The organism is Arthrobacter sp. GQ119 (assembly GCF_059759125.1).
In genome coordinates, this window is the sequence record NZ_JCAXEA010000014.1 from 135311 (window position 1) to 158113 (window position 22803).

At 64.0% G+C, this 22803-nt stretch carries 21 protein-coding genes, 1 tRNA gene and 1 pseudogene; 9 read left to right on the forward strand and 14 right to left on the reverse strand.

Going from position 1 to position 22803, the window contains the following annotated elements:
* Window positions 1-74: 74 nt before the first annotated feature.
* The 3 genes from AC6CH3_RS14315 to AC6CH3_RS14325 form a co-directional block, all read right to left on the reverse strand.
* A complete protein-coding gene (locus AC6CH3_RS14315) occupies window positions 75-623 on the reverse strand; it encodes an AMIN-like domain-containing (lipo)protein (protein WP_498133076.1) in 549 nt (182 codons plus the stop codon).
* 320 nt (window positions 624-943) lie between these two features.
* Complete coding sequence (locus AC6CH3_RS14320; RefSeq protein ID WP_205651383.1) at window positions 944-1246, reverse strand: DUF4193 domain-containing protein; 303 nt, start codon at window positions 1244-1246, stop codon at window positions 944-946.
* Window positions 1247-1359: 113 nt separating this feature from the next.
* Window positions 1360-1593 carry a hypothetical protein gene (locus tag AC6CH3_RS14325; RefSeq protein WP_498133077.1) on the reverse strand — a complete coding sequence of 78 codons (234 nt, stop codon included), beginning with the start codon at window positions 1591-1593 and terminating at the stop codon, window positions 1360-1362.
* 146 nt (window positions 1594-1739) lie between these two features.
* On the opposite strand from AC6CH3_RS14325, the gene AC6CH3_RS14330 reads away from it, so the two are divergent.
* On the forward strand, window positions 1740-2087 hold the full coding sequence (locus AC6CH3_RS14330) for a hypothetical protein (RefSeq protein ID WP_498133078.1): 348 nt from the start codon (window positions 1740-1742) through the stop codon (window positions 2085-2087).
* A 262-nt stretch (window positions 2088-2349) separates the two neighbouring features.
* Here the strand turns inward: AC6CH3_RS14330 and AC6CH3_RS14335 are convergent, their stop codons facing one another.
* The 6 genes from AC6CH3_RS14335 to AC6CH3_RS14360 all read right to left on the reverse strand — a co-directional run bounded on the left by AC6CH3_RS14335 (window position 2350) and on the right by AC6CH3_RS14360 (window position 7376).
* Window positions 2350-2829 carry a nucleoside deaminase gene (locus AC6CH3_RS14335; RefSeq protein ID WP_498133079.1) on the reverse strand — a complete coding sequence of 160 codons (480 nt, stop codon included), beginning with the start codon at window positions 2827-2829 and terminating at the stop codon, window positions 2350-2352.
* Window positions 2830-2899: 70 nt separating this feature from the next.
* Window positions 2900-3316, reverse strand: a complete 417-nt coding sequence (locus tag AC6CH3_RS14340; RefSeq protein ID WP_498133080.1) for a hypothetical protein — start codon at window positions 3314-3316, stop codon at window positions 2900-2902.
* A gap of 434 nt (window positions 3317-3750) precedes the next feature.
* Window positions 3751-4320 (reverse strand): RNA polymerase sigma factor, encoded by a 570-nt coding sequence (locus tag AC6CH3_RS14345; protein ID WP_498133081.1) that lies wholly within the window; start codon window positions 4318-4320, stop codon window positions 3751-3753.
* A gap of 157 nt (window positions 4321-4477) precedes the next feature.
* Window positions 4478-4966, reverse strand: coding sequence for a GNAT family N-acetyltransferase (locus tag AC6CH3_RS14350; protein ID WP_498133082.1), 489 nt, complete (start codon window positions 4964-4966; stop codon window positions 4478-4480).
* A gap of 299 nt (window positions 4967-5265) precedes the next feature.
* Window positions 5266-5940 carry a response regulator gene (locus tag AC6CH3_RS14355; RefSeq protein ID WP_498133083.1) on the reverse strand — a complete coding sequence of 225 codons (675 nt, stop codon included), beginning with the start codon at window positions 5938-5940 and terminating at the stop codon, window positions 5266-5268.
* A complete protein-coding gene (locus tag AC6CH3_RS14360; protein ID WP_498133084.1) occupies window positions 5937-7376 on the reverse strand; it encodes a sensor histidine kinase in 1440 nt (479 codons plus the stop codon). The genes AC6CH3_RS14355 and AC6CH3_RS14360 overlap by 4 nt, the downstream gene beginning before the upstream one ends.
* A gap of 168 nt (window positions 7377-7544) precedes the next feature.
* Between AC6CH3_RS14360 and AC6CH3_RS14365 the strand changes: the two genes are divergently transcribed.
* Window positions 7545-8900 carry a TrkH family potassium uptake protein gene (locus tag AC6CH3_RS14365; RefSeq protein WP_498133085.1) on the forward strand — a complete coding sequence of 452 codons (1356 nt, stop codon included), beginning with the start codon at window positions 7545-7547 and terminating at the stop codon, window positions 8898-8900.
* Here the strand turns inward: AC6CH3_RS14365 and AC6CH3_RS14370 are convergent.
* Window positions 8871-9189, reverse strand: a pseudogene (locus AC6CH3_RS14370) (hypothetical protein); the annotation flags it as partial. The gene AC6CH3_RS14365 and the pseudogene AC6CH3_RS14370 sit on opposite strands and share 30 nt — an antisense overlap.
* Before the next feature lie 135 nt (window positions 9190-9324).
* Between AC6CH3_RS14370 and AC6CH3_RS14375 the strand changes: the two are divergent.
* On the forward strand, window positions 9325-10608 hold the full coding sequence (locus tag AC6CH3_RS14375) for a glycosyltransferase (protein WP_498133086.1): 1284 nt from the start codon (window positions 9325-9327) through the stop codon (window positions 10606-10608).
* 626 nt (window positions 10609-11234) lie between these two features.
* Here the strand turns inward: AC6CH3_RS14375 and AC6CH3_RS14380 are convergent.
* Window positions 11235-11311: transfer RNA gene (locus AC6CH3_RS14380), tRNA-Thr, on the reverse strand.
* Window positions 11312-11447: 136 nt separating this feature from the next.
* Window positions 11448-12338 carry a DsbA family protein gene (locus tag AC6CH3_RS14385; protein WP_498133087.1) on the reverse strand — a complete coding sequence of 297 codons (891 nt, stop codon included), beginning with the start codon at window positions 12336-12338 and terminating at the stop codon, window positions 11448-11450.
* Between the two features lie 179 nt (window positions 12339-12517).
* On the opposite strand from AC6CH3_RS14385, the gene AC6CH3_RS14390 reads away from it, so the two are divergent.
* The 4 genes from AC6CH3_RS14390 to AC6CH3_RS14405 all read left to right on the forward strand — a co-directional run bounded on the left by AC6CH3_RS14390 (window position 12518) and on the right by AC6CH3_RS14405 (window position 17760).
* Window positions 12518-14020, forward strand: a complete 1503-nt coding sequence (locus AC6CH3_RS14390) for an alpha,alpha-trehalose-phosphate synthase (UDP-forming) (RefSeq protein WP_498133088.1) — start codon at window positions 12518-12520, stop codon at window positions 14018-14020.
* Window positions 14010-14840 (forward strand): trehalose-phosphatase, encoded by an 831-nt coding sequence (gene otsB / locus AC6CH3_RS14395; RefSeq protein ID WP_498133089.1) that lies wholly within the window; start codon window positions 14010-14012, stop codon window positions 14838-14840. The genes AC6CH3_RS14390 and otsB overlap by 11 nt, the downstream gene beginning before the upstream one ends.
* Window positions 14841-15067: 227 nt before the next feature.
* The gene (locus tag AC6CH3_RS14400; RefSeq protein ID WP_498133090.1) at window positions 15068-16150 is read left to right on the forward strand and encodes an ABC transporter ATP-binding protein; all 1083 of its coding nucleotides are present in this window, start codon (window positions 15068-15070) and stop codon (window positions 16148-16150) included.
* 191 nt (window positions 16151-16341) lie between these two features.
* Window positions 16342-17760 carry a DUF4032 domain-containing protein gene (locus AC6CH3_RS14405; protein WP_498133091.1) on the forward strand — a complete coding sequence of 473 codons (1419 nt, stop codon included), beginning with the start codon at window positions 16342-16344 and terminating at the stop codon, window positions 17758-17760.
* A 62-nt stretch (window positions 17761-17822) separates the two neighbouring features.
* Here the strand turns inward: AC6CH3_RS14405 and AC6CH3_RS14410 are convergent, their stop codons facing one another.
* The gene (locus AC6CH3_RS14410; RefSeq protein WP_498133092.1) at window positions 17823-19193 is read right to left on the reverse strand and encodes an FAD-binding oxidoreductase; all 1371 of its coding nucleotides are present in this window, start codon (window positions 19191-19193) and stop codon (window positions 17823-17825) included.
* A gap of 192 nt (window positions 19194-19385) precedes the next feature.
* Between AC6CH3_RS14410 and AC6CH3_RS14415 the strand changes: the two genes are divergently transcribed.
* Together AC6CH3_RS14415 and AC6CH3_RS14420 are read left to right on the forward strand one after the other, a co-directional pair.
* Entirely contained in the window at window positions 19386-21131 is a 1746-nt protein-coding gene (locus AC6CH3_RS14415; protein ID WP_498133093.1) for a glycoside hydrolase family 13 protein, read from the forward strand.
* Window positions 21132-21138: 7 nt separating this feature from the next.
* Entirely contained in the window at window positions 21139-22173 is a 1035-nt protein-coding gene (locus tag AC6CH3_RS14420; protein WP_498133094.1) for a LacI family DNA-binding transcriptional regulator, read from the forward strand.
* Here AC6CH3_RS14420 and AC6CH3_RS14425 read toward each other — a convergent pair.
* Window positions 22151-22645, reverse strand: a complete 495-nt coding sequence (locus tag AC6CH3_RS14425) for an SRPBCC family protein (RefSeq protein WP_498133095.1) — start codon at window positions 22643-22645, stop codon at window positions 22151-22153. The two genes, AC6CH3_RS14420 and AC6CH3_RS14425, sit on opposite strands and share 23 nt — an antisense overlap.
* Window positions 22646-22803: the final 158 nt, after the last annotated feature.

The following is a 22803-nucleotide window of genomic DNA, read 5'->3' on the forward strand; positions in this document are numbered from 1 at the left end:
AGGCGGGGCTTTTGCGTTGGAAGGTGCTTACCTGCGGAAGGTGGTCAGGACTTCATCGTCTGGACGACGCCGTGTCACCAGTGATGGGCGACATCAATGACAAGCCTGGATCCCGAGCCCGGGCCGTCAAGAGCGAACACCTTGAACGGCAGCCGTGCGCGGACACCGAGTCCGAGGGTGGTGTAACCCTCGAAGCTGCCTGCCCAGGCCAGTTGCCTGAACGTCTGGTACTTGGAAACGTTGGTCACCTCTGACCTGTTGGCCGGAGTGAAGGTGGCCTTGCCCGTATCGTTGTCGTAGCTCGGAGAGTGGGCCGTGACCTGCAGGAACGCGCCTCCCCTCAGCTTGATGGGAAGTCCGGAACCGTCCTGGGCGACTTGGGAGACATAACGGACGTTGTAGCCGCCTGCTTTTCCTTTGAGATCGATCACCAGGCGGTCGAAGCAGTAATGCTGCCCCGTCCGCACATTGGTTACCGATGCGGCGCTCATGGCCTGGTTGGACTTTGCCAACGAGCCCCAGACGAGTCCGCAATATGAGGCTGCGGAGGCAGACCCCGGAGCCAGAAGGCCCAGCCCGACAGCCATCACCATGGCTGTGAGCCAGGCGCTTAGTTTTTTCATTTGGCCACCCCTTTCGAGTGAGTGATTGGATAGCTCCAGCGTAGGAGCGCCAATAGCCCGAAACGAGGGATGTGTCCGGTTCGGAGCGCAACCGTTAGTCGCCTCCGAAACCGATTACGGGACTGTAATTCGGAGGCTCTTTTTGAGGGCACCGAAAGACGTTCGTGGCCGTTCCTCCATATGTCCGTTACCGCTCATAACGGCCGATATCTGCCGTATTTTGCGGGTGGGCACAAAAAAGCGAGACGCAGGCTTCCCTGTGGGGCGGCCGGCGTCTCGCATCGCCTTGCAAAAGGTAAGGGGGCGCGCCTGGGGCTGTGTCAGCCTTCGCAGTCGCGGCAGTACTTCATGCCGTTCTTTTCGCGTGCAACCTGGGAGCGGTGGCGGACCAGGAAGCAGGAGGAGCAGGTGAATTCGTCGGACTGCTCGGGAACGACAATGACCGTGAGTTCCTCGCCCGAAAGATCTGCGCCCGGAAGGTCGATGCCCTCGGCGGTGTCGTTCTCATCGACGTCGATTACAGCGGTCTGCGCGCCGCCGCCGCGGGACGCCTGAAGGGCCTCCAGCGATTCGGAGGGAGTCTCTTCTTCTGTCTTGCGTGGGGCGTCGTAATCGGTAGCCATATCGTGGTTCACTTTCGTTGCTGCGCAGCGCCATTTCAGGCACCTCAGTGAAGCAGTTTAGGTCATAAAGCGGCAAAGTGAAGACTACTGTGGCCAACGCGACAGCACCGGCGCTATTCCGGCTGATCTGCCGCGCGACCGGCGGCTGTTTCGTGGGCTCCGCGAGCATGTTCCGCGGCTACGGCGACCCCGCTCAAGGCGGGCAGCCAGGCCCAGCGGGTGACCTGCCGCAGGGCATCCGTGGCCTCCTCCGCCGGGCCGGGAAAATGACCCGGGGACAGGGCTTCGGCCAGGGTGCGGCGGAGTCTTCCCAGCAGCTCTCTGGCCGGGACGTGCGTCGTGGTCATGGTGCAAACGTAGGCGCCCCGTGTTGTGGGCACGTTTCGGTGGCGTCTCTGCACGGTTAAGCCGGGGCGGCCCGGGGCTGGCGGCCCGGCGCCGTCCGTCTTAGCCTGAACATGAGATTGGCACCCGCATCCCCAGGAGGCACACCATGGCCACCAAGCTCAACCGCAAAGCATTGGATCATGCACGCGCGCTCGTAAAAAAGGGAAAGGTCGAGCGGGACATCCGCGATGACTGGAGTGAGCACGCACCCTCCACGGACGAGGAGAATTCGTTCATTGACAAGCACGGCTTTGACGAGTTCTCAAAGTGGCATCTGGGCATTGACCGCGAACAGTCGGAGGGCACCAAAGGCAGCATCAGTTTCCCCTTCGGCGACCTTAAAAAGGTCCACCGGTGCGCCGTCATCTCGCTGGAAAGCCGGGCAGCGCAGTACGACCACGACGACATCCTCAAGGCGGCCAAGGACCTGCTGGAAGAGATCGACGCCGGTTGAGGGCCTGGCCAAAACCGGCCGTTTCAGGGGAGATCGGCCCAGCCAACGGGCGCGGTGGCGCCCGGCCGACAGGCTCGGGATCAGCGCCCCGAACTGCTGCTCGATGTCGAAGAGCCCGCCGTGCAGGAGCAACAGCGGAGTGCCGCCGTCGCTGTCATCCCCGTGCAGTTCGTGCCTTCCATCCTGACACCGCACCCGATGGGCTGGCCGCCAGTGCTTGAAGGAGATGCGGGCGACGAGTCCCGAAGGGCGGGTTCGTCCCCTACTCGGCGATGTCCTCTGCCCAGAGGTCCGGGTTTTCCTCCTGGAACATGCGCATCATGTCCACGCAGCGCTGGTCGTCCAGGACCACCACCTCAACGCCACGTGACCGCAGAAGCTCGAACTCGCCGTCGAACGTACGGGCTTCACCCACCACCACACGGGGGATTTTGAACTGGATGATGGTCCCGGTGCACATGGCGCACGGAGCGAGAGTGGTATACAGCGTGGTGTCCCGGTAGCTCTTCTGCCGGCCAGCTGCGCGAAGTGCGGACATTTCGCCGTGCGCGATCGGATCGCCGTGTTGGACCCGTTTGTTGTGTCCGCTCGCGATGACCACGCCCTCACGGGCAAGCGCTGCTCCGATGGGGATACCGCCTTCACTGAGACTCTTTTGCGCCGCTTCATAGGCCGCTTCGAATGCGGGGTCGAGGCCCATTTGTGGTTCCGGGGGTGCGGTTTCGCGCTGTTCGTGGGTCATGCGGTCATTTTCGCATGCGCGTATGCCGTCCGTTGTGGGCCTCGCAGTTGCCCTCCCGAAAATTGGGGAACTATCCAAGGGACGATTTCCCACTACTTGATGGGAAGTTGAGTAGCTGGGTTTCAGTGGAGCCATCTCTGTAGGTCATGTGAACGGGCACTCCGTGATCCGAAGCATTTTGCAGTTCGTTGCCCGGTAGCCAGAAAGCGAAATGACCTTTCGCTACGGTTGCGATCACCTCTGTGCCGGCAGAGTTGGTGTAGGAAATTGCTGCAACATCGGCTCCCACGCGGCCTGACGCGATCGAGAGCGGCTTGTCGTTGTTTGTTCCAGTTCCGAGTTGGGTGGCGGCGATGCCTCGTGCCGGCAGTGCCGCCATCCCGGGTTGTCCGACGGAGCCGAACGTTCCCTTGTGGTACCAGGGCGCCGTGGCGTCCGTGGTGCATGACGCCTCAAAACCGTCCGGGCCGGTGAGGATGACAGTCACCCAGGCTCCCCGCCGCTCAGCAATGGCTACTTCCGCTGCTGAAAGTTCGGTCGTGTACATTCCGCTGCCTACGCGTTGTGTTGACCTGCGGCAGTCTGAGACGGCGTTGTCACGTTCTGAGCCGATGAGGGTCCCGGGTGCTGCTGTCCAGGTGGCGAAAGCCGGGTCACCTTCTCCTGAGAGTGCCGGCATGATGAGTAACCCGGCCGTTACTGCTGCTGCCAGGCCTCCAAGCGTGATCACCCGTCGTCGGCGGTTGGCCTTGGGTTTGGCCGGCCCGCGGCCGACCCCCAATTTGCTGTTGGAGGAAGTGGATACTGCCTGGGAGCTGAGTATGCGGTTCAGGTCGGCTTGCGCCCGTGCAGGGTTCGGCGGTGAACATTTCTCTGCTGCGTCCATAGAGCGCAGAAGTGTGTCGAGGTTCTGATCACTTTTCATAGCGTTGGCGCCTTTTCAGGTGATGCCGCCGAAAGATCGGAAGCATGATGAGGGAGGTGGTCAAGGAGGAGCCGCAAGGCCCGTCTGGCGCGGGTCAATCTCAACCGGAAAGCCACGGGTGAGATTCCTAAGACTTTGGCAGCCTGCGGCGCGGCCAGGTCCTCAAAGACGGCGAGTCCCAGGGCTTCTTGATGGACTTCAGAAAGAAGCATCCAGGCACGGCCTAAATCGATGCGACTACTGACCAGATCAGCATGAGAGGTGCCGAAATCATCGGGTATTGTTTCAGCGAGCCGCACGCCCAGCGCTTGACGTCGCTGTTCTCCACGCTGAGCGTTCAACATCAGATTCCGAGTGATTCCGAAAACCCAGGCCCGGGCATCACTCGCTTGCGCCGGTGCCTCGGAGAAGCGCCTCCAGACGACAAGAAATGCCTCAGCGACCATGTCCTCAGCATTTGCTGAATCCGTACGGCGCTGAACGAACTTCAGCAGGTCGGCGTATGAGGATTCGTATAGCGACCGGAAGGCGCCGGCCCTGTCAGGGGCCCCCGATAAATGACTCATACCCTATACCTGTCCACCACCTGCCTAAGTGTGTCGGAAATGGTCCAACAATTATGACAAGCATCCACCAAGGGTGAGCCAAGGCGCGCTACGAAGGGCCTTAGCACCCTCTCTCGGGCCAGCCGCCGTCGCCGCAAGTTACTTGGGCGTATTGTCTTCAATCGGCAAGGTTCTTGAAGTAGCGTGCTACAGGCCATCGCACGAATCCAGCGGCTTCATATGCCCGCCGGGCAGGTGCATGGCCAGGATCATCGCCGGTCTCTACAAGCACCATGCTCATGCCGGCCTTTCGCCCTGCGTCGAAAGAATGATCCATGAGGGCTCTGCCAACTCCCTTCCGCTGGTGAACGGGATCCACGGCGAGAACATACACCTCGCTCATGCTGTCCTCCGGGTGCAGCCGGCTACATACCCAACCCACCAGCTGGTTCCCCTCAAGAGCGATCGCTACGGTCTCCGGCTCACCATCAAGAACAGCTGCCAGGTCGCGGTACTGACGTTCCTCCCACCCCATTGGGTAGAAGGCCTCGTAGACAAAGCCAGGCACCGTATCGCGATCCAACGGAAACACCGGTTCCCATGCTCTTAGGGAAAGCGCGAGCACCTCTTCCCGGTATTCCGGCGTGTAATGGACGATCCGCACCATCCATTGATGCTAGCCCGACGTACCTGGCGCTGTGCCCGCCCTCGGGACGCCGGTAGCCGAAGTCCGCCCGAAAGCCCGTCGATCACTGGGCGTGCTGGCACCTCGAGGCTTTCTGTGACGCTGCTGGGGCTGGCATGCCGAATACCTCGTCCGATTAGATGCCCGGGAAGGTGCGCCAACTAGACATTGGCCGTCTCACAACCCTAGTGTTTTGAGACGGAATGGTTTCGAGACACTGAGCTCGCCGAGTTGCCGGGCTTTTATTGCTGCTCGGTGGTAAGAGCAAGCCCTGTCCCGGGCTATATTTCGAAGCGGTAGCCCAATCCGGGTTCTGTCATCAGATGCCGGGGCTTCGCCGGGTCCTCCTCGAGCTTGCGCCTGAGCTGCCCTATGTAGATGCGCAGGTAGTGGGTTTCCTTTTCATATGCCGGCCCCCACACGTCGTTGAGGATTTGTTGTTGGGAGATGAGCCTGCCCCGGTTTTCAACGAGTAGCTGCAGCACTCCCCATTCACGCGGGGTGAGCCGGATCCGTTGTCCGGCACGGGAAACGGTAGCAGCCATCAAGTCGATCTGCAGATCGCCTGCTTCCACAGTCGCGCCCTCCCGAACGGGCCAGGAGCGCCTTTCGACAGCTCGGAGTCTGGCCAGGAGCTCGTCCAGGCCGAAAGGCTTCGTGACGTAGTCATCGGCCCCGGCGTCGAGGGCGTCGACTTTGTCCGAGGAGCCATGGCGGGCGGAGAGCACGATGATGGGCAGCTCTGTCCAAGCGCGCAGCCTCCGGATGACCTCAGTGCCGTCCATGTCCGGCAAACCGAGGTCGAGCACGAGCACGTCCGGGGGGTGCGAGGCGGCAGAGCGCAGCGCTTTGGCGCCGTCGGCGGCAGTGGTGACGGTATAGCCTTCTGCCTCGAGATTGATTTGAAGGGCGCGCACGAGCTGGGGTTCGTCGTCGACGACAAGGACGCTTTTCATTCGATGTCCTTGAGTTCGGCGGACCCCATGTAGAGAGGCAGTCTGATTGCCATGGTGAGTCCGCCGCCCGGGGTCTCCTCTGCCAGAAGCTGGCCCTCCATCGCCTCTACGAATCCCTTGGCTACCGCCAGTCCCAAGCCGATACCGGCATCGGCGGAAGCATCATCGAGCCGCTGGAAAGGCTGGAACATCGCCACAACCCGGCCAGCGGGCACCCCTCCGCCATGATCCACAACGCGCAGCTCACCAAAGGCACGGCCGTCCGGCCCGACCTGCACGCCGCTGCCGGCCGTGGCCTGGACCAGAATGTCTGTTCCCGGAGCGTACTTCACCGCGTTCTCTACGATGTTAGCCAGGGCCCGTTCAAGTAGCCCTCGGTCCGCATCCATTGGTGGCAGGTTTGGAGCAAGGTCCACACGGACCGTCCCATCAGGTACCCCGGCCAGCGCTTCCTGGACGACATCGAGCCACGTGACAGGCTCGTGCAGGACCTGAACGCTCTCACTGGAGATCCGCGACATATCCAGCAGGTTCCCTACGAGTCCCTTCAACCGGTCCGTAGAGCTTTGAACCACGTCAAGCATTTCTTCCTGCTGCTGTGCACTGGTCTTGGACCGCTGACGGCGCAAGGCCGTCAGGGCGAGTTCGATCCCGGACAGCGGGGTGCGCAGATCATGGGAAACGGCGCGCAGGATGGACGTCTTCACCCGGTTGCCTTCGATAAGTTTGATCGAGTCCCGTAGATGAAGGATGAGCTTTTCACGCTCGAGCAGTGCGGCAAGGTGTGCCTCGTACGCGCTCAACAGACGCCGGTCACCACCGGCCGGCGCGGGCTGCTTCAACCCGACAACTAACCCGGGGCGCGGTCTGTCAATGACATCGGCATCCTCTGGAACCTGCGGGGCGTCCTTCCCTGACGAAGCGCGTAGCCGCCACGGCCCGTCATCCACACCTTCAAAGACGCTGACCCCGTCAAGCTGGAACTCCTCGCGCAGCTGATCGAGGAACTCCTCTGAACTTTGGTCCCCCGCCAACGAAGTACGCGCCAACTCACTCAGCGTCGCGGCCTCGGCGCTGGAGAGCGCGGCGGCACGGGAGCGGCGGGCAGAGAGCCCCACAACCAAAGCAACTGCAATTCCGACGCCCAAATAGACCAGCAGCACGAAAACGTCCTGCGGATCATTGACCGTAAGGGTCCCAATCGGCTGGGTCACGAAATAGTTCAGGAACAAAGCATCCAGGACCGCAGCGAGCACCGCCGGCCAGAGACCTCCAACGAAAGCCACCACTATCACCGCACACAGACGCGCCAAAGCATGCGTGGCCAAGTTCAGCTCATCGAACGGAGCAAGCAGGAAAGTCATTCCCACGGGCAAGACAAGAGCAAGAATGAAACCGGACAAAGTACGAGCCGGGCCCAGCCCGCCGAAACCCACGCTCCCCATGCTTCTGCCCCGGTTCATCCACCCATTCTGCCCGACCACGACGAATCTTTACGCAGCCCTTACGCCAATCCCGGCTCAGATGGATTCGGCCGAAGGTAGCGTCGAATTGTGTTGCAGCGTACCTCCAATAACCCGGTCCTGAAGTGGGCTAACCACCCAGTGACCGCTCGTTGGGTAGGGTTCCTGACACGGCTGGTGCTCCACCCGGTACGCCTTGTTCCGCTGGCCTACCTGTGCACCATTGCAGTCGGCACGATTCTGCTGATGCTCCCCGCTGCCCGCACCGACCAAAGCAGTGAAGAATTCATGCCTGCCCTCTTCACCTCCGTATCAGCGGTGTGCGTGACGGGCCTGATCACCGTGGACACCCCTACGTTCTGGACACCCTTTGGCCACACCGTCATCCTCGGACTCATCCAGGTCGGCGGATTCGGCATCATGTCCCTCGGAACGCTCCTGGCCCTGATGCTCCGCAAAAAGATCGGACTCCAAGGACAACTCGTCGCCCAGACAGAGACCCATACCCTCAACCTGGGCGACGTGCGGGATGTGCTTTTCCGGGTGGCCCGGATCATGCTCCTCTTCGAAGGCGCCACCGCCATCCTCCTCACCGGCAGATTCTGGATTGCCTACCAGAGTGACCCCCTCGCTGCCTTATGGCACGGCGTCTTCCACGCGATCTCCGCCTTCAACAACGCAGGTTTTGCCCTCTACGGCGACAGCCTCATCGGCTTCGCGCAGGACCCGTGGATCATCGTCCCCATTTGTCTGGCCCTTATCGCCGGCGGCCTGGGGTTCCCGGTCTTTATCGAACTTAGACGCCAGGGATTCAGATTCAGGTCCTGGACCGTGCACACCCGCCTGACCATCTACGGGACCATCGCCCTGCTGGCCCTCGGAACAGTCCTGTTCGCCGCCTTTGAATGGAACCGACAGGAGACCCTCGGCGGCTTCTCCGCAGAGGGAAAATTACTGGCCTCGTTGGCCGGCGGGGTGTTCCCCAGAACAGCAGGATTCAACAGCATCGACTACGGTGTGGCAGCATCCGAAACCTTGCTCGTGACGGACATCCTCATGTTCATCGGCGGCGGCAGCGCAGGCACAGCCGGCGGCATCAAAATCGCGACCTTCCTCGTCCTCGGCTACGCCATCTGGAACGAGATCCGGGGCAACGAACAGGTCAACATCGGCCACCGGAGTATCTCCTCACCGGTGCAGCGCCAAGCCCTCTCGGTCGCCCTGCTTGGTGTTGCCGCAGTCATTATCGGAACACTCCTGCTACTCACTTTCACGGACCACAGCCTGGACAAGGCACTTTTCGAAGTGACCTCCGCCTTCGGAACAGTCGGCCTTAGTACCGGCATCACCGCAGGTCTTCCCGTAAATGCCCAACTGGTGCTAATTGTCCTTATGTTCCTCGGGCGGATAGGAACAATCACAGTAAGCACCGCACTGGCGCTCTCCCTCCGCCCCAGACTGTTCCAGCTACCCGAAGAACGTCCCATCATCGGCTGACCAACGAAAGCGCCGGTGGGTACGAGCAAAGAGGCGGATGGACTTATGTTTCGTCGGTCGATAGTAGGCGATTGCGGCGCGGACGTCGCCCTCCTCGTGCCCGCCTTTTAGCCGAACGGCAGCACTTTTAGCAGCGGGCCCACTATAGCCATGATGACGAGGCCCCAGGCGAGTCCGAGGACGGTTGAGCACAAAGTGTTCATGAGCCAGTCCAGGAAGCCGCCCACCACCGGGATCCCGGCGAAAGGTGTCTCAGGACATGGACCAAGTCATACGGCCTGTGCCAACCGGGCAGTAAGGCCCAACATGTCCGGCTCATCGCAATTGAGGGTGTAACATCCCAAATGGTGTGCCGGGAAGCCTGGTCGGCGGCGATGCCGCCCCGCCTCTGGGCGGCCAAGGAGCCCGTCCAGAGGAGCCTGCTATGCATGTCTTGATCATGTCGTTCGGGACCCGCGGCGACATTCAGCCCTACGCCGCCCTCGCCGGTGCGCTTGCCCGCGCGGGGCACGACGTCACCCTCGCTGTCCCTGAGGGGTTCGCAGATCTGGTGCCACACGCCGGTCCCGGGACCATCACACACCAGCCCGCCGGCTCCACGATGCTGCGCCTTGTTCAGGAGGTCATGCCCGAGCTGAGCGGTCCCCGGGATGCATTGCGAACACTGGGGATCATGACCTCCGCGATGCGCGAGCTGAACGCGGAGTGCTGGGCTGCCGCCCAGGCGGCGCGCCCCGACGTCGTCATGTACCACGCCAAGTGTCTTGCCGGGCCGCACATCGCCGAGGCGCTGGGAGTTCCCGGCGTGCTTTCCCTCCCGTTGCCGTTCTTTACCCCGACGCGTGCGCACGCCATGCCGTTCTTCGGCGGCGCCTCCTTCGGCGCATTGGGAAACCGCGCCTCCTACGTGCTCCGCCGGATGGGTGGGGCCATATACGGCGGCATGATCAACGACTTCCGACGCGAGGTCGGTCTAAGTCGCGTCCGCCGTCTCGCCGATCCGCTCAGGAATCCGGACGGCAGCCCGGTCCACGTCCTGTATCCGTACAGCAGGCACGTTCTGCCTATCCCCGACGACTACCCGCCTTCGGCCCACGTCACCGGCTACTGGTTTCTGGATCGCAGCGACGACGACGATGACCGGGAGCTGCCCGCGCAACTGGTGGACTTCCTCGCGGCGGGCGAGCCTCCGGTCTATGTCGGGTTCGGCTCCATGGGCTTCGGCAAGGGAGCGAACGAGCGCCGGGACGCCGTCCTGGCCGCGCTGCGGGTTCATGGTCTACGCGGAATCATCGCGACCGGGTGGGGCGGCATCACGCCCGGCGAGGCCGGGTCCGACGACGTCCTGGTCCTGGAGGGCGCACCCCATGAATGGCTCTTCCCGCGTGTCGCGGCAGTTGTACACCACGGCGGTGCGGGCTCGACGGCGGCCGGCATACGGGCGCGTCGGCCGACGCTGGTCGTACCGTTCCTTGGGGACCAGCCATTCTGGGGGGCGCGCGTCCATGCGCTCGGCGTCGGACCCGCCCCGCTCCCGGCCAGGCATCTCGGCACAGGCCTGACCGACCGTCTCGGCGACCTCGTCCACACCGACTCTTACGCCTCCCGTGCCGATGAGGTGGGAGCCGCAATCCGCGCCGAAAACGGGCTCGCCGCCGGTGTCCATGCCCTGGAGCAGATCACGGGTGTTACTGCCGTCGACGAATAGACCAGCCGATGACAGTCACTTGGCTGGTGGCGACCACAGCCGGTCCCGTCGTAATCACGGGAGCCGGTGATGGCAACGAAGCCAGCAGGACACCACTGGGCACCGCGGCCCCGCCGAAGACCCGTAACTACCCCGCGCGCCGGCCTCAGCTGATCCCTTAATGGTGCAGAACGCGGCCGCACCGGCAGACGTTTCAGTTGTATGCTCCTGTCGGCTGTCTTGAAACGCTTGAGATACGACACGCTTCGCTGGTCGCCGTTGAGCACGCTGTTGAATGGCGTCGGACGGCGGGACCACGATTCTCATAACTATGGATCGAAACCGGGCGGTTGAACTGCGTTACTAACCATTGGTTATGAGACACCTGGGCGGCGTGGCGAAGCTGATCGGATACGCGCGGGTCTCGACCCGTTCGCAGTTGACGGATCGGCAAGGTCAGGCCTTCCCGGGCGCTCTCAAGGCTGGCGACCCACCTCGTCATCACCACCCTGGAGCGACTCGGCCTGTCGACGCAGAGCATGCTGGACTTCGCACAAGGGCTCCGTGTGCCGTAAGCGTGTAGCGCCCCGTCAGCAGACACGAAAAACCCTTCCGGTCCGGCCAAAGCGCCGGAACGGAGGGGTAAATGGAGCCCCCTGTCGGATTCGAACCGACGACCCCCGCTTTACAAGAGCGGTGCTCTGGCCAACTGAGCTAAGGAGGCACACCCGTCAGGGTGGACGCCATACGGCGCTAAACAAGATTAGCCCACGGACTGCCCGCAGGTAAAAACGGCGGCGGCCCGCCACCCGAACAAAATCCGGGTGGCGGGCCGCCGCTGATAAGGCTTGTGCGGAAGACTAAGCCTTGGCCTTGATGGCCGCGTCGACGAAGGCCGGGAATTCGGTCTGAGCGCTGTCGCCCTTGCCCCACTGCTTGCCGTCCACCAGGACGGTCGGCGTGCCGGCGACACCAATGGCCTCGGCTTCCTGGGTGGTGTACTTCACCCACGGACGGTACCGCTTTTCCTCGACGCAGGTGTCGATGCTCTTGGCACCGATGTCCGTGGCCAGCTTCTTCAGCTCGTCGTCGGAAAGCCCGGCGCCGCCTTCGGCCGGCTGGTTGGCGAACAGGGTGTCCACAAACTCCGCGTATTTCTCCGGGGATTCATTCACAACACAGGCAGCAGCGTTCGCTGCACGGGAGGAGTAATTCGTGGTGGAGCGGCTGTCCAGGAAGCCCAGGGCCCGGTACTCCACGGTGACCTTGCCTTCGTTGCGGAGAGACGTAAGCGTGTCGTTGAACTGCGCCTCGAAGTTCTTGCAGGCAGGGCAGATGAAGTCGATGTAGAGGACCACCTTGACCGGCTTGCCCGCCTCAGCATCCGCACCGGGCGCCGTGATAGTGGCAGGTGCCGACGCAGGCGCGTCCGGCAGGTCTGCCACGTTTACGGTCGCGGGCTCGGACTTGGCAACCTCGGTGCCCTTGAGCAGGGTCACCCCGCCGTGCACGTTTCCATTGGCCGGGGTGGGGCCCTGGTCCGCCACCGGCGCGTTGTTCTGCAGGCTCGTGCTGACGACAAGGGCCACAACGGCAAGGATGGCAACCACCGCGGCAACGATGCCCCAGCCAATCAGCAGCTTGTTCCGCTTGTCCTTCTTCAGCTTTGCTTCACGGATCTGGCGGGCTTTCTCGCGGGCCTCCGCCGTGCGCTCGGCTTTGGACATGCGGGGTTCGTTTGCGGGGCTCATTAGTTCCTCGTGTCGATCGGACAGGTGCGGACCACCCAGGGGCAACTCTCCCATTTTAGGGGGATACCCCGGAGCTTGCGCTTTCAAGTATTCCTTCAGCGTGCCCAACGGACGAATAGCACGTATGATTCCCGCCCGCTAGGGTTGACAGAGATCCACAAGCAACCCCAGGGAGCGCAATGCAAGGACCTGAAAGCGACAAACCGGAGACAAAAACGGAGAGCTGGGCTGCGTCTGAGGACAACTCGGCCACCGCCACGTACGACTTCATGGTGGTGTCCAACCGCCTTCCGGTGGACCGCTGCGCTCCGGGCGAACACGGCGACGACGGCTCCGGCTGGCGCCGCTCGCCCGGCGGCCTGGTGACCGCCCTCGCCCCTATGATGACCAAGACCGACGGCGCCTGGGTTGGCTGGCATGGTGCCCCCGACGAGACCGTCGCCCCCTTCAGCCACGGCAGCATGGACCTCGTCCCGGTGCAGCTGAGCACCGACGACGTCGAGCTGTATTACGAAGGCTTTTCCAACGCCACCCTTTGGCCGCTCTACCACGATGTCATTGCGCCGCCGGAGTTCCACAGGACCTGGTGGGACTCATACCGCAAAGTCAACAGGAGGTTCGCAGACGCCGTCGTCCGCCACGCCAACCGCGGCGCCACCGTGTGGGTGCAGGACTACCAGCTCCAGCTCGTGCCCCGGATGCTGCGCGAGGATCGGCCCGACCTGCGGATCGGCTTTTTCAACCACATCCCGTTCCCGCCGCCGGAGATCTTTGCCCAGCTTCCGTGGCGCCAGTCGATCATCGACGGATTGCTGGGCGCGGACCTCGTGGGCTTCCAGCGCAGCAGCGACGCCGGCAACTTCATGCGTTCAGCCCGCCGCTTCCTCGGCGCGAGCGTCAAGCAGCAGCAGGTCCACGTCAAGGGCCAGAATGGCGAGATCACGCACATCGCCCGCGCCCAGGCTTTCCCCATCTCCATCGATGTCCGGCATATCACGGAGCTGGCGAACAACCCCGAAATCATCGAGCGGTCCCGTCAGATCCGGCAGGACCTCGGCAACCCCAAGACCATCCTGCTTGGGGTCGACCGCCTCGACTACACCAAGGGCATCCGGCACCGGCTCAAGGCCTACGAGGAGCTCCTCAACGAGGAAAAGCTCACCGTGGGCGACGCGACACTGATCCAGGTGGCCAGCCCGAGCCGGGAACGCGTCGAACAGTACCGCCTCCTGCGCGAAGAGGTGGAGGGAACCGTGGGCCACATCAACGGGACCTACGACACCATCGAGAACACGGCCGTGCGGTACCTCCACCACAGCTACCCCATCGAGGAGATGGTGGCGCTGTACTTGGCCGCCGACGTCATGCTCGTCACGGCGCTCCGCGACGGCATGAACCTAGTGGCCAAGGAATATGTCACGGCCAGGACAGGCAACGACGGCGCACTGGTCCTCAGCGAATTCGCGGGGGCAGCCGACCAGCTGAAGCAGGCGCTCCTGATGAACCCGCACGACATTGACGGCCTCAAGGACACTGTCATGAGGGCCGTCAGAATGTCCCCGAGGGAGTCCGCGCGCCGCATGCGCGCCATGCGCAAGCAGATCCTGGACCACGACGTCGACCACTGGTCCGCCGACTTCCTGCACGCTCTCAACGAAAAGGTGGTCCGCGATGACTCCTGAGGCTGACCCCGCCCCGTCCCGCGACAGCTCCCCGCTGACGTTGGCGCCGGAGATCCTTGATGCCGTGAGGCGCGTCGCCGGCACCGAGCACCTGCTGATCGCCATGGACTTCGACGGCACCATCTCACCCCTCGTGGACCATGCGGGCGATGCCCGTCCGCTGCCGCGATCCGCGGCCGCCTTCGCCGAACTGGCCACCCTTCCACGCACGACGACGGCCCTCATCTCGGGCAGGGCCCTCGACAGCCTGCGCGCCGTCGCCTCGCCCCCTGCGGAGACGCTGCTCATCGGCAGCCACGGGGCGGAGGCCTGGCTGGGCCCTGGATCCGCCCCGCTCGTCCTGGACCCCGCCCAGCTGGAGCTGCTGGCGGAGGTCCGCAGCATCCTGGAAGGCATCGTGGAGCTCGCGCCGGGCACGCTCCTGGAAGAGAAGCCCGCGGGCGTCGTGCTCCACACCCGGCTTGCCGCGGATGACGTGGCGGAGGACGCCGTGTCAGCGGCCCGCGCAGCACTTCAGGACCGCGAAGGCGTCCACCTGAAGAACGGCAAGAGGGTCCTGGAAACGTCCGTGGTCCACGCGTCAAAGGGCGAGGGCGTGGACTTCCTCAGGCAGGCGTCCGGCGCCACAGCCGTCATCTTTGCCGGTGACGACACCACAGACGAGGATGCGCTGGGCCGTCTCGGACCCGGCGACGTGGGCGTGAAGGTGGGCTTGGACTTCACCCAGGCGCAGTACCGCGTAGAGGCCCCCGTGCACATCGCCGAGCTGCTGGAAGCCCTGCTCCGGGAACGCCGGAGGGCCGTCGAACCACCCTCGTGACACCCGGACGTGCGGCATCTCACCTGTGATGCCCGTAACATTTTCGCCCATTACGGATAAATCTGACATACTCTGGGTTGTGATGTGGCGCACAGGAACCGTGCGGCGTCACGCGATGCTCCTCGGCTTCGGCCGGGGAGTGCATATTTGCAGTACATAACTGAATTACATGAACCATTCACTACGGATCGTCCGGCACGTACCTGCCGGTGAAGGGATTGATAACTGTGGCAACAGTTACTTTTGATAACGCTACGCGTCTGTACCCGGGCACAGACAAGCCCGCTGTTGACAAGCTCAACATCGAAATCGCCGACGGCGAATTTCTGGTCCTCGTTGGACCCTCCGGTTGCGGTAAGTCCACTTCCCTCCGCATGCTTGCGGGACTGGAAGATGTGAACGCCGGCCGTATCCTCATTGGCGACCGCGATGTCACCGACGTTCCGCCCAAGGACCGCGACATCGCCATGGTTTTCCAGAACTACGCCCTGTACCCCCACATGACCGTGGCGGACAACATGGGCTTCGCCCTGAAGATCGCCGGCGTTTCCAAGGAAGAGCGCGCCGAGCGTGTCCGTGAAGCCGCCAAGCTCCTGGACCTCGAGCCGTACCTGGACCGCAAGCCGAAGGCACTTTCCGGCGGTCAGCGCCAGCGTGTTGCCATGGGCCGCGCAATCGTCCGTAACCCGCAGGTCTTCCTCATGGATGAGCCGCTGTCCAACCTGGACGCCAAGCTCCGTGTCCAGACCCGCACCCAGATTGCATCCCTGACCCGCCGTCTGGGCGTCACCACCGTTTACGTGACGCACGACCAGGTCGAGGCCATGACCATGGGCGACCGCGTCGCAGTGCTCAAGGACGGCCTCCTGATGCAGGTGGACACCCCCCGCAACCTGTACGACCGCCCGAAGAACGTCTTCGTCGCCGGCTTCATCGGCTCCCCCGCCATGAACCTCCTCGAACTTCCGGTCGTCGACGGCGGCGTGCAGTTCGGCGGTACCGTCTACCCCGTGCCGCGCAACGTCCTCGAAGAGGCGCACGGCCACACCGTCACGCTGGGCACGCGCCCCGAGGACCTGGAGACCGCGCCGAAGGGCGACGGCCTGCAGGTTGAGGTCGACGTCGTCGAAGAGCTCGGCGCCGACGCCTACGTCTACGGACACACCACGCTGGACGGCAAGAGCCACGACATCGTGGCACGCGTCGACGGCCGCCGCCCCCCGATGAAGGGCGAGTCCATCTGGGTCCGCCCGCAGTCCGGCCACGTGCACCTGTTCGACACGAAGACCGGCGAGCGCCTGGGCGACTAATCCCCACCGCTCCGGGCGCTTGAGCTTTTCGAAACCGCCTGATCAGAACGGTAAACAGACCGACGGCGGCCCTCCCCCTAACGGAAGGGCCGCCGTCGGGCGTTAAGCGCGGCACGCCACCCTGTTAGACATGCGGATTCTAGGCATGCGGGGTTTAGGCACGCGGACACTACGTACGGAAGAATTGATCCATGACCGAGGAATACAGCGCCCAGTGGCACGACGAACCCACCGACTACGGGCAGATCGGCAAACTGCCCAGGTTCGAAGCCGCCAGCGCCAACGATGACAAGGCATCCTCGGTCGCCAGCAACCTCAACATCACGGCAGCCGCCGCCGATCCTGAACTGCTGGATCTCCCCTGGCATATCGCCCTTGAGGACTGGCCCGCGGAAAACCTCGCGGCCCTCCCCCGCGGCATCTCGCGGCACATCGTCCGCTTCGCCCACCTGGGCGGTTCGGTCATCGCCATCAAGGAAACATCCGAGCACGTGGCCCGGCACGAGTACCACATGCTCCGCAAGCTGGCCCGGCTGGATGTTCCCTGCGTGGAGCCCGTTGCCGTTATCACCGGCCGCACCACCCTCGATGGCAAGCCCCTGAACCCGGTGCTGGTCACCCGCCACCTGAAGTTCTCCATGCCTTACCGTGCGCTCTTCTCCCAGATGCTCCGCAAGGACACGCTGACCCGCCTCATCGACGCGCAGGCCCTGCTGATGGTGCGGCTCCACCTCATCGGGTTCTATTGGGGCGACGTATCGCTCTCCAACACACTGTTCCGCCGCGACGCCGGAGCCTTTGCCGCCTACCTCGTGGACGCGGAGACCGGCGAACTCTACCCGGACCTTTCCACCGGCCAGCGCGAGTACGACCTTGAGATTGCCCGGGTCAACATCGCCGGTGAGCTCATGGACCTCCTCGACGGCGGCCTGATCGAGGAGAAGGTGGATCCCGTGGCCACCAGCGAACTCATCATGGAAAGCTACCGTCGCCTGTGGACCGAACTGACTGAAAAGGAATCGTTCGAACTCGGTGAGCGCTGGCGCGTGGGCGCCCGTATCCGGCGGCTCAATGAACTGGGTTTCGACGTCGAAGAGTATGCGATCAAGACCACCCAGAACGGCACGACCATCCAGCTTCAGCCCAAAGTCGTGGACGCCGGCCACCACCAGCGGCGCCTCCTCCGCCTGACCGGCCTCGACGCCCAGGAGAACCAGGCCCGGCGCCTGCTCAACGACATGGACTCGTTCCGCGCTGACAACAATCCGGAAATGGATGAGGAATACAGTGCCCACCTCTGGGTAAGCCAGATCTTCGAACCGATCGTGCGCTCGATCCCCCGCGACCTCTCCGGCAAGCTGGAGCCGGCGGAGGCCGTGCACGAGGTGCTTGAGCACCGCTGGTACATGTCGGAAAAGCAGGAGCGCCACATTCCGCTGGCGGAGGCCGTGCAGTCCTACATTGATTCCATCCTGCGCCACCGCCGCGACGAGGCGGCCATCATGCTCAACCCGGATACCGAGCTGCTGAAGATCCTGGAAGTGGAGACCGAGGAGTCCCGGTACGGCGCCGAGGAGTCGATCGACGAGTATCCGGACTCCGACGACTGAGCCTCAGGCGACTGGACGTTGGGGCGACTGGACGCCGGGAAGTCTAACGTGGCACGCGTGCGTTAAATAGCCTTGCCCGGGTTGAGGATCCCGGTCGGGTCGAGGAGTTCCTTCAGGCGCCGCTGCAGCTCACGGATGGGCTCCGGCTGCTCCAGGCCCAGCCACCGCAGCTTGTACTGCCCGATGCCGTGCTCCCCCGTGATGGTGCCGCCCATGTCCAGCGCCACGGCGATCGATGCGTCCAGGGCTTTGTTCAGGCGCAGCATCGCATCGGCATCCACCACATCGTTCACGCGGTCCACCCAGAACGTGGGGTGCAGGTTTCCGTCGCCGGCGTGCGCGACTACCTTGAGCTTCACGTCATGGACTTCGGCCAGCGATTCAAGGGCCGCCACGTAGTCCACCAGCCGGGAACGTGGCACCGCCACGTCCTCGCCTACGCGGTACTGATCGTCCACCTCGACGCCACGGCTGTTGCGCCGCAGTTCCACCAAGAGCTCGGCTTCCGCATTCGCTTCGGTGGTCACCACGGCGCCGCCTGCTGCCAGGACCTCACGGACCACGTCCGCCTCCGCCGCGGCACCGAACCCGTCGGTCTGGATCAGCAGGAGGGACCCGCCCCTCGCTGCGAGGTCCGAGCCATGAATCTCATCCAGCTGCGCGAGAGTCCCGCCGTCGAGCAGTTCCATGATGGCCGGCTGCACCCGGGCCTTGCCCACCGCCAAAACACCTGCCGCGGCCTGCCGGAAATCGGGATAGAACGCCGCGATTGTGTGGACCTCGCGGGGCAGGTACTTGAGCCGCACGGTGGCGCCGACGACGACCCCCAGGGTGCCCTCCGAGCCGACAAACAATCCGGTCAGGTCGTAGCCCGCCACACCCTTGAAGGTCTGGTGGCCCGTGTGGATCAGGGAGCCGTCCGCGAGCACCACGTCCAGCGCCAGTACGGAGTCACGGGTGACCCCGTACTTGGCACACCGCAGCCCGCCCGCGTTCGTCGCCACGTTGCCGCCGATGGTCGATACCCTGAAACTCGCCGGATCCGGAGCGAACATCAGGCCGTGCCGGGCGGCGGCATCGTTCAGGTCAACGTTGACCACCCCCGGTTCAACGACGGCGGTCTCGTCGTCCGGATTGAGATCCAGAATCCGGTTCATCCGCTCCAGGCTGAGAACCACCGAACCCTCGGTCGCATGCGCGCCGCCGGATACACCCGTTCCGGCGCCCCGGGCCACGAGCGGAACGCCATGTGCGGCGCAGCTCTTTACAGCGGCCTGGACGTCGGGCACCGATTCCGCAAAGACAACCGCGAGGGGCCGCTGGTAGTCAAGGACAGGCGCCTGGTCAACGGCATAGGCAGCCAGCACTGCAGGATCCTGGACAACTTTGCCGGTTCCCAGGGTAGAAGTGAGCTCGTCAGCGATGCTGCTCATAGGGTCTCCCGATTCGGTCACACGTGCTTTCAAGTCTAGGTGGCTGCCCGCGCGCGTAAGTGCCCTCTGATGAAAACGCTTCCAATTTGATGCCAAACCTTACCGACACCGGCGGATGATTGACGGAAACTGTCAAGTAATATCAGTTGGAAGCGCTTTCAATGGCGGGCAACGCCGCTCTAAGCTGGCCCAATGTCTGTTGACTCGTTGCTGCAAGCGGTTTCACCTCTGGCCCGGTCCCTCACCCCGGTCCATGCCCCGGATAAGGCCCATGGCTGGTGGCGCTCTGCCGTCATCTACCAGGTCTACCCGCGCTCCTTCCGGGATATGAACGGGGACGGGATCGGTGACCTCGCCGGCATCACCGCGGAAATGCCCCAGCTGGCAGAGCTCGACATCGACGCCATATGGCTCTCCCCCTTCTACCGTTCCCCCCAGCGCGACGCCGGCTATGACGTAAGCGACTACTGTGACGTGGATCCGCTGTTCGGCACGCTGGGCGACTTCGACGGCATGATCGCCGAGGCCAACAGGCTGGGAATCAGGGTGATCGTGGATCTGGTCCCCAACCACTGCTCGGACCAGCACCGCGCCTTCCAGGCCGCACTTGCCGCAGGGCCGGGAAGCACCGAACGGGACATGTTCATCTTCCGTGACGGCGCGGGCCCCGCCGGCGAAGAACCGCCCAACAACTGGCAGTCACACTTCGGCGGCTCCGCCTGGACGCGCATCACCGAAGCTGACGGAGCGCCCGGCCAGTGGTACCTGCACCTCTTCGACTCCTCCCAGCCTGACTTCAACTGGGACAACCAGGCCGTACACGACGAATTCGAGCGCGTGCTCCGCTTCTGGCTGGACCGCGGCGTCTCCGGCTTCCGTGTGGACGTGGCGCACGCCCTGGTCAAGGCGCCCGGGCTTCCCGCTTGGGGCGGACGCGCAGACGGCAGCACCACCGACGGCTTTCCCGGACACGAAGCCCCCATGTTCGGCCAGCCCCGCCTGCACGACATCTTCCGGAACTGGCGCCGCATTCTCGAGGATTACGGACACGACCGCATTATGTGCGCCGAGGCTAACGTGGATCCGCTGCCCCGGCTTGCGGAATGGGTTCGGCCGGATGAAATGCACCAGGCGTTCAATTTCCCCTACCTGCACGCCGGGCTGAACATTCCCCGGCTGCGGCACGTCATCACCGAATCCCTGACCTCCCTGGATGCCGTCGGCGCACCCAGCACCTGGGTGCTGTCCAACCACGACGTCGTCCGGCACGCCACCCGCTTCGGGTACTACTGGTCCGGTCCCCGTGACGGTGACGGAATCGGCCCCGCGGACCCCCAGCCGGACCATGACCTCGGCCGGACCCGCGCCGCCGCCGCGTCCCTTTTCATGCTCGGCCTGCCGGGCGGCGCCTACCTGTACCAGGGCGAGGAACTCGGGCTTCCGGACGGCATCGACATCGCGGACCATCAGCGGCAGGATCCAACGTTCGCGCGCACCGGGGGCGGGCGTCTGGGCCGTGACGGCTGCCGCGTCCCGTTGCCGTGGCGTGCCTCGGAGCCTCACCACGGTTTCGGGTCCGGCAAGGATCCCTGGCTCCCGCAACCCGCAAGCTTCGCCGAACTGGCCAGGGACGCCCAGGCCGGGGACCCGTCGTCGCACCTGAACCTGTACCGCCGGATGCTGGCGCTGCGCCGCGAACTGGGACTCGGGCGCGGATCGCTGTCCTGGGCCGAACAGTTGTGCACGGACTCCGCACTGGCGTTCCTGAACGGCAACATCCTGGTGCTCATGAACGTGGGCCAGGACATCCTTGAACTGCCTGCGGGTGACGTGCTGCTGCGCAGCTCCGGGGACAACCCCGGCAACGCCGAAGTCTGGCATGGACTAGGCTCTGGAGAGACCGTCTGGATGAGGGTTTCATTAGACACGGAGAGCTAAAAAGCACATGGCCGGCATCAAGGAAGTCGCAGAGCGTGCCGGCCTATCCATAGCCACCGTTTCACGGGCTTTGAGCGGCAAGGGCAACGTCTCTGCCAAGAGCCGGGCGCGGGCGAAGGCCGCTGCCGCCGACCTGGGATTCGTGCCGTCCTACCAGGCCTCGAGCCTGGCCTCCGGGCGCAACTACAACATTGGAATCGTGGTCCCCTCCGTCCACCGCTGGTACTTCTCATCGGTCGTGGAAGGGGTGTCTGCGGCGCTGCTGGACGCAGGCTATGACCTCACCCTGTACAACGTCACAGAGGCCCCAGGGCGCCGGCAGAGCGTGCTCAAGGACTTTCTGCTGCGCAAGCGCGTGGACGCCGTCATTGCCGTGGCCCTGGCCCTCACGGAGTCGGAGCTCCGGCAAATGCTGGCGGTGCACCGGCCCATCGTCAGCATCGGCGGCCCGCTTAGCGGCGCGTCGACGATCGTCATCGACGACTATGGCCTGTCCGAGGCGGCAACGAACCATCTCATTCAGCTCGGCCACTCCAATATCGCGCACCTGACGGGCGACTCAGTCCATGAAGTGGACTTCAAGATCCCCCGCACTCGCCTCACAGGGTTCAAGAGCGCGATGAAGGCTGCAGGACTCCGGATCCGGCCCGAGTGGATTGTCAGGGCGGACTTCACCATCCAGGGCGGCTACACAACAGCCAGGCAGCTGCTCGGCACACCCTCAGAACGCCCCACGGCTGTCTTCGCAGCCTCCGATGAGATGGCTATCGGCGCCATCCTGGCCGCCCGCGACTTCGGGCTCCGAATCCCGGAGGATCTGTCCGTTGTGGGGATCGACGGGCACGATCTCAGCGAACTCTTCGGACTCACCACCATTGACCAGGATCCACGCGGCCAGGGAGGACTGGCGGTTCGCCTCCTGATGGAGGGGCTCGACGGCGGTGCGGAGCGGGCAACCGTCGATACCACCTACCCGACGAAGTTCGTCATCCGGTCCAGCACGGCGGTCCCGCCGGAGCTCAGCCGGCCTCAGCGCCCATGAAACGCGCGAACCGCCCCAGTACATCCGGCCAGGCCTTGTCGTAGGCTGCGCGCGCAGCGACGGGATCCTCGGCGCCTTCCCAGCCGTCGTGGACGACGCGGACTTCGGTGCCGCCCTCCACGGCCCGGAACGCCACCCTGAGCTCCGTCGACCACAGCGCGGTGGTTCCCGGGTACCAGGATGCATGGAAGGACAACGGGGGCTGCCAGTCGTCGATGGTGCCCCATGCCGTGGTCCTGCCGTCGTCAGCCGTTTCGAGGACCAGGTTCTCTTCAAACTCGACGTAGGAGCCGGGACCGAAAACACTGTTGGTCTCCATGGGCCACCAGAGATGCGTGTGCTCCGTGAAGCCCATGAAGGCCCGGGCTACCGCGCCGGGAACGACCACGGTGCAGACGACCGGATCCAAGGCCACGGACGGATCGGGCTCATGGGCGCCGGAGGCGGCGGCGTGACTGAAGAGGTTTTCCATGGGCATCAACTCTACATCGTGGAACCTCTGGTTGAGCCCCCGGAAAACCGGCTGACAGAGGGCGGCGTTCAACGCCGGCGCCGGGTTTTGCCGACGGTTGGTGGGTGTTAAACAGCGAAGGCCCCGACATTCGTTGTCGGGGCCTTCGCCTTAATTAG

Coding starts and splice junctions, on each gene's coding strand:
- AC6CH3_RS14325 (WP_498133077.1), bottom strand. CDS start 1,593: ATGACCACGACGCACGTCCCGGCCAGAGAGCTGCTGGGAAGACTCCGC.
- AC6CH3_RS14320 (WP_205651383.1), bottom strand. CDS start 1,246: ATGGCTACCGATTACGACGCCCCACGCAAGACAGAAGAAGAGACTCCC.
- AC6CH3_RS14315 (WP_498133076.1), bottom strand. CDS start 623: ATGAAAAAACTAAGCGCCTGGCTCACAGCCATGGTGATGGCTGTCGGG.
- AC6CH3_RS14405 (WP_498133091.1), top strand. CDS start 16,342: ATGACCGAGGAATACAGCGCCCAGTGGCACGACGAACCCACCGACTAC.
- AC6CH3_RS14410 (WP_498133092.1), bottom strand. CDS start 19,193: ATGAGCAGCATCGCTGACGAGCTCACTTCTACCCTGGGAACCGGCAAA.
- AC6CH3_RS14345 (WP_498133081.1), bottom strand. CDS start 4,320: ATGAGTCATTTATCGGGGGCCCCTGACAGGGCCGGCGCCTTCCGGTCG.
- AC6CH3_RS14385 (WP_498133087.1), bottom strand. CDS start 12,338: ATGAGCCCCGCAAACGAACCCCGCATGTCCAAAGCCGAGCGCACGGCG.
- AC6CH3_RS14375 (WP_498133086.1), top strand. CDS start 9,325: ATGCATGTCTTGATCATGTCGTTCGGGACCCGCGGCGACATTCAGCCC.
- AC6CH3_RS14390 (WP_498133088.1), top strand. CDS start 12,518: ATGCAAGGACCTGAAAGCGACAAACCGGAGACAAAAACGGAGAGCTGG.
- AC6CH3_RS14350 (WP_498133082.1), bottom strand. CDS start 4,966: ATGGTGCGGATCGTCCATTACACGCCGGAATACCGGGAAGAGGTGCTC.
- AC6CH3_RS14415 (WP_498133093.1), top strand. CDS start 19,386: ATGTCTGTTGACTCGTTGCTGCAAGCGGTTTCACCTCTGGCCCGGTCC.
- AC6CH3_RS14335 (WP_498133079.1), bottom strand. CDS start 2,829: ATGACCCACGAACAGCGCGAAACCGCACCCCCGGAACCACAAATGGGC.
- AC6CH3_RS14425 (WP_498133095.1), bottom strand. CDS start 22,645: ATGGAAAACCTCTTCAGTCACGCCGCCGCCTCCGGCGCCCATGAGCCC.
- otsB (WP_498133089.1), top strand. CDS start 14,010: ATGACTCCTGAGGCTGACCCCGCCCCGTCCCGCGACAGCTCCCCGCTG.
- AC6CH3_RS14355 (WP_498133083.1), bottom strand. CDS start 5,940: ATGAAAAGCGTCCTTGTCGTCGACGACGAACCCCAGCTCGTGCGCGCC.
- AC6CH3_RS14420 (WP_498133094.1), top strand. CDS start 21,139: ATGGCCGGCATCAAGGAAGTCGCAGAGCGTGCCGGCCTATCCATAGCC.
- AC6CH3_RS14330 (WP_498133078.1), top strand. CDS start 1,740: ATGGCCACCAAGCTCAACCGCAAAGCATTGGATCATGCACGCGCGCTC.